The organism is uncultured Porphyromonas sp., assembly GCF_934359325.1.
In the GTDB taxonomy this organism is placed as follows: domain Bacteria; phylum Bacteroidota; class Bacteroidia; order Bacteroidales; family Porphyromonadaceae; genus Porphyromonas_A.
This window is the reverse complement of sequence record NZ_CAKRLH010000130.1, coordinates 1-4,564: the sequence shown is the minus strand read 5'-3', so window position 1 is coordinate 4,564 and position 4,564 is coordinate 1. Positions and strand designations below refer to the sequence as shown.

Here is a 4,564-nt window from a genome sequence, read left to right as displayed (position 1 = left end):
CTTCCGATCTTGTATCCATCGGAGAAAACCTCAGCAGTGTATACTCCCTCGGGGAGATACTCCTGTATGTCCCAGTAAAGTGAAACCTGTGTCGGCTCCCCACTATACTCGATCTGACGAGAGACGGAGTAGGGCACCTGACCGCTCTCGAAGGGCATCGACCCACTCTGTCCCGCCTGCTGCATCAGCGTCCCGTCGGGCATGCTGAGGCGTAGGTAGATCATCTTCATACCCGGCTCGGCGGTGACGTTGCGGTCGACCTGGAAATTGATCTGCAGCTGCTTCATGCTCTTGATCCGCTTCGTGTCTCTTCCTCTGTTATTGAGTCCGATGACGCGGAAGTTGCTGACGGAGAGCTTAGCGGCCAGCTGTACTTTCTCTGACAGATTCGACTTCTCCTCCTGCAGCTGTCTGCGCTGAGAGGTGACGCGACTGATCTCCTCGCGCTGAGCTTTGTTCTCAGTGCGAAGTGCTTGATTTGCCCTATTGAGCGAGTCGATCTGGATGACGTAGCTCTTGAGGATCTTGCGGAGGGTGTCGAGCTCGCGACGGAGACGGCTGATCTCGGCAGCGTCGGTACTCTTGACCTGCTTCAGCTCCTCCATCAGCCGCTGTACCTTAGCCTGCTCCTGCTCCAGACGCTTGGCGATGGAGTCGTTGCTGATCTCGAAGCTAAACTCCTCGTACTGCATATTGAGCTCATCAAACTGGTCCTGCAGCATCTGCTTGTCGAGCGCCGAGAGCTCCCGCATGTCATTGATTGTCCGCTGCTGACGCACGAGGTAGTACCCTCCACCGGCCACCAGGAGCACCAGCAGACTGATCCCGACGATGAGGAGCGCCTTACGCTTGCGCTGCTTGTCCTCCTCCGCTATCTTCTCTTGATCCATTCCTTAGCTTAGTTATTGTAAAAAACGTACCGCCCCCGCTTCCATCGCATCTGTACCGGACGGAGCTTCTCTCTGATCTCCGGATGAAGTGAGTGTGCGGTCTGGTCATCATAGCTTGTGATCCTCAGGGTGAGGAGTTCCGGATTGTCCTTGTCGAGGGAGGCTACCCAGTGGAGGTGTCCCTGCTCCGCAAGAGCGCTCTTGACCCCGTTGCTCTCTCTGTCGGTCAAGAAGAGCTCTGCATTCGGCACCTCCAGCAGTGGCTCCTGCATACGGTGCCACTCTGTGTCGTAAAATGCCACCACCGACTGTGCCGGCACCAGAGTGCTGGTGGCGATGAGGCAGATGTAGTTGCGCTTCTTATGGGAGAGCAGCCCCAGCTCCAGCTCTGTGGAGGAGTCAAGGACAAGGTGAAGGGTCCTCTCTGTCTCGCTGAGCACCTTCACCTCTCCCCCGAAGGGATTGGTCAAAGCCTCCCCGGGGCTCTTGAGTAGGTCTGCCCGGAGCGTACTGTCCGGCAGGATCGGGATCAGGCTGTCCGGCATGCTCACAAAGAGCTCGCCCACGGACTGAGCCCGTATTCCGGAGACCACACCTATCTGGAGCAGTAGTCCCAGGAGGCTGAGTATGGTAAGTCGACGCATCAGAGGCTATTGAGTAGGTCGAGCTTGCCCCGCTCGATGAGGGTCAGCACCAGCTCTCCGAAGAGAGTGTTTTGCCAGGCAAACCAGCTGCGAGTATACTTAGTCGGGTCGTCCTTATGGAAGGACTCATGCATCAGTCCCGTATCGGCATCGGTTGAGAGGAGCTGCTCCATACAGGCACGGATCTCGTCGTCATCGGTGGATGTGAAGGCGCGCATCATGATGCTCATCGGCCAGACCATATCGTACCCGATATGCGGTCCCCCGATACCCTCTCCGGCAGTGCCGTGGAAGAAGTAGGGATTACTCTCGCTCCAGACCATGCGTCGGGTATTCCGGTAGATCGGATCCTCCGGGTCGACATCCCCCAGGTAGCCCATGGCGAGGAGACTCGGGACATTGGCGTCATCCATGAAGCTGCAGTTCCCAAACCCGTCCACCTCATAGGCGTACACCTTGCCGAAGGTCGGGTGAGAGACCACCGCATACTTCCTCAGCGCTCCCTCTACCTCGTCTGCCAGCTCCTCCAGCTCAGTGGCAAGATCCTCATCTCCATATCCGGTGCGGAGGAGCGAGGCTGCCTTACGGCAGGAGGTGACGGCAAAGAAATTAGAGGGAATGAGGAATTGGTAGTGCGTTGCATCGTCTGAGGGGCGGAAGGAGGAGACGATCAGCCCCACGGGGCTGACCGGTTCGCCCCAGCCGTCGCATGACTTAGAGTCTGTGCTACGCTCCGTCTCCCGCATAAAGGAGTAAGGTCCCCGGTCGCCCTTACGCTGCTGCTCACGGAAGGTCTGAAGTACCAGTCGCATCGCCTGATGGAAGTGCTCATCCAGGATCGAGCTGTCCCCCGTAGCTGACCAGTAGGCAAAGGCCAAGCGGATCGGGTAGCAGAGAGAGTCGATCTCCCACTTCCGCTCATGCACCCCCGGACGCATCTCCGTCATATCGGACGCCCAGTAGGTCTCCAGATCTCCGTCGAGGAAGGCATTGGCATAGGGATCCAGGCAGATGAGCTTCATCTGCCGTCGGATCACTCCGCGAAGCATCTCTGCGAGCTGAGGATCCTCGCTCGCCAGAGCCACGTACGGGTAGACCTGAGCAGCAGAGTCTCGCAGCCACATCGCAGCTATGTCACCGGTGTAGACAAAGGTGTCCGGCTCTCCCTCCTCATCGTGACAGAAGTGAACCGTCGTGTCGAGCGTATTGGGGAAGCAATTCCCCATCATCCACCGCAGCTTAGGATTCGTCAGCCGGGCCTGTGTCTCCCTGATCACTCGCTCCACAGCGTCCGAGCGGAAGAGTCGCTCCTCCACGGGCGGACGCTTGCAGACGTACCGTGTAGCATCCTGCTGCGTGGTCACGGCGATCGGCTTGTAGTCGTAGACGGTCTCCTGAGCGAGCGTAGGGACTGCAGTGGCTAGCAGCACCAGTGCCGGGATGATAAGGCTTTTCATCATAGATTACTTCAGCTCGACGTAGTCCCTATTGATCAGTCTTGGCTGAACCATGATCGCCTGGGGGGCTCCGTCTCGGATCACCTCGAAGATCACCTTCGTAGCCCCTTGGTCGCCGGACGCTGCGGCTCTCTCCTCCGGTGTGACAATGTAGGGATTGTGGGCAAAGAGGTAGCTAAATGCTCCCAGGTAGGTGGACTTGTCCAGCTCACCTGCCACCTCGCTGTAGAACTGTGGATCCCAGTACATACACTGGCGGAATCCATTGTCGTCCGGATAGACAGTCGACTTAGCGCGGTACTTCCAGGTCTTTCGGAGGAAGGTCTTATAGACTGTGCTCATCTTGTCCACCGAACTCTCCAGTGGCCGGCCATTGATAGACTTGATCCGGTCGCCAACTCTTAGACCCGCCTTGGCAGCGGGGCTACCGGGTGCGACATAGCTGATCAACTGCAGGTCTTTCATATCGTAGCCGACGCCGGTCTCCAGGTACTGATCGCGATGAAGTACAAAGGTGGGATTCATCACATAGCGGACAAAGGGGTAATTGGCCAGCATGAGGTAGGCAAAGTTGACCACATACCGATCGGCATCGTACTCTCTATTGAGCAGCTCTCGTGCAGTCACGCTCCACACCTTGGTATTATCCTCTGAGTCGATAAACTCGATATCCACGGTCATCCGGTACTTCCCAGAGAACTTTGGTGTATTGATGCTCAGGAAGGGATAGTGATCCACTTCATAGTGTCCTCCCTTATTGGTCACCAGATAGTTCTTAAAACCAGGATCCAGATTGGCCTCACTCCCTGCCCGATAGTCCGGATTGCTCTCGAGGGCGGTCTTGTAGACGATCGTCAGCTGTCCGCCCGTATTGAGCTCCTTTAGCCCCTTGGCTTTCAGCTCCTTTGCCACGGCGCGTGCTCCCGGTCTCAGTCCGGACTCCCGGTCGGCGAAGGAGAAGGTACCATACTTGATGAAGTCCCGCATCGTCGGGAGAGTATATATGAGTGGCATCGTAAAGCGCCTCGAGGTGACGTCCTCCAGGCTGTACATATTAAATGCCTGTGCCAGCAGCTCCTCCGTCAGGATCCCTGAGGGGAGACACTCCTTCTGCAGCACGAGATCCCACGATGGCGTGCCGGGGCGGCGCATCTTCAGACTTACCCGGTCGTGGGTCGGGTCGAGGATCATCGCCGTGATGGTCTCCTCGGAGAGCTTTTGAGTATTGCGTCCCTCGATCTCGAGGATCACGTCCCCCGGGCGGATGCCGGCTTTGTCAGCCGGGCTACCAGGGATCACCTCCACGACCACGGCATGCGAGTCGCCCCAGCTCTCCTGGTAGCTGATCTGGTAGAGCAGTCCCACCTCGCAGCGGGTACCCGATCCTCCGACCTTCTGACCATACGACAGTGTAGCTCCGGCCATCAGCGCCATGCAGAGGAGCAAAATAGATCGATACAATCCGTTCATATCCATATAATATTTTAGTCTTCTTTGCGTTCAAGTAATCTACACAAAGGTAGATATTTTTCTCTTCTTGCTTTACTGGTCGCAGCAGATGACGGGATGGGGG

General features: G+C 57.1%; 4 protein-coding genes. All 4 read right to left on the bottom strand.

Translation table 11 applies throughout. From position 1 onward, the window contains the following. The coding region (locus Q0F21_RS05515) for a hypothetical protein (protein WP_297238144.1) at positions 1-890 on the bottom strand (890 nt) is incomplete at its 3' end. Positions 891-898: 8 nt separating this feature from the next. Further along, complete coding sequence (locus Q0F21_RS05510; protein ID WP_297238142.1) at positions 899-1,534, bottom strand: DUF3256 family protein; 636 nt, start codon at positions 1,532-1,534, stop codon at positions 899-901. Beyond that, positions 1,534-2,994, bottom strand: a complete 1,461-nt coding sequence (locus Q0F21_RS05505) for a glycoside hydrolase family 125 protein (RefSeq protein WP_297238140.1) — start codon at positions 2,992-2,994, stop codon at positions 1,534-1,536. Before Q0F21_RS05505 ends, Q0F21_RS05510 begins: the two co-directional genes overlap by 1 nt. A 3-nt stretch (positions 2,995-2,997) precedes the next feature. Beyond that, entirely contained in the window at positions 2,998-4,461 is a 1,464-nt protein-coding gene (locus Q0F21_RS05500) for a PDZ domain-containing protein (RefSeq protein WP_297238139.1), read from the bottom strand. Positions 4,462-4,564: the final 103 nt, after the last annotated feature.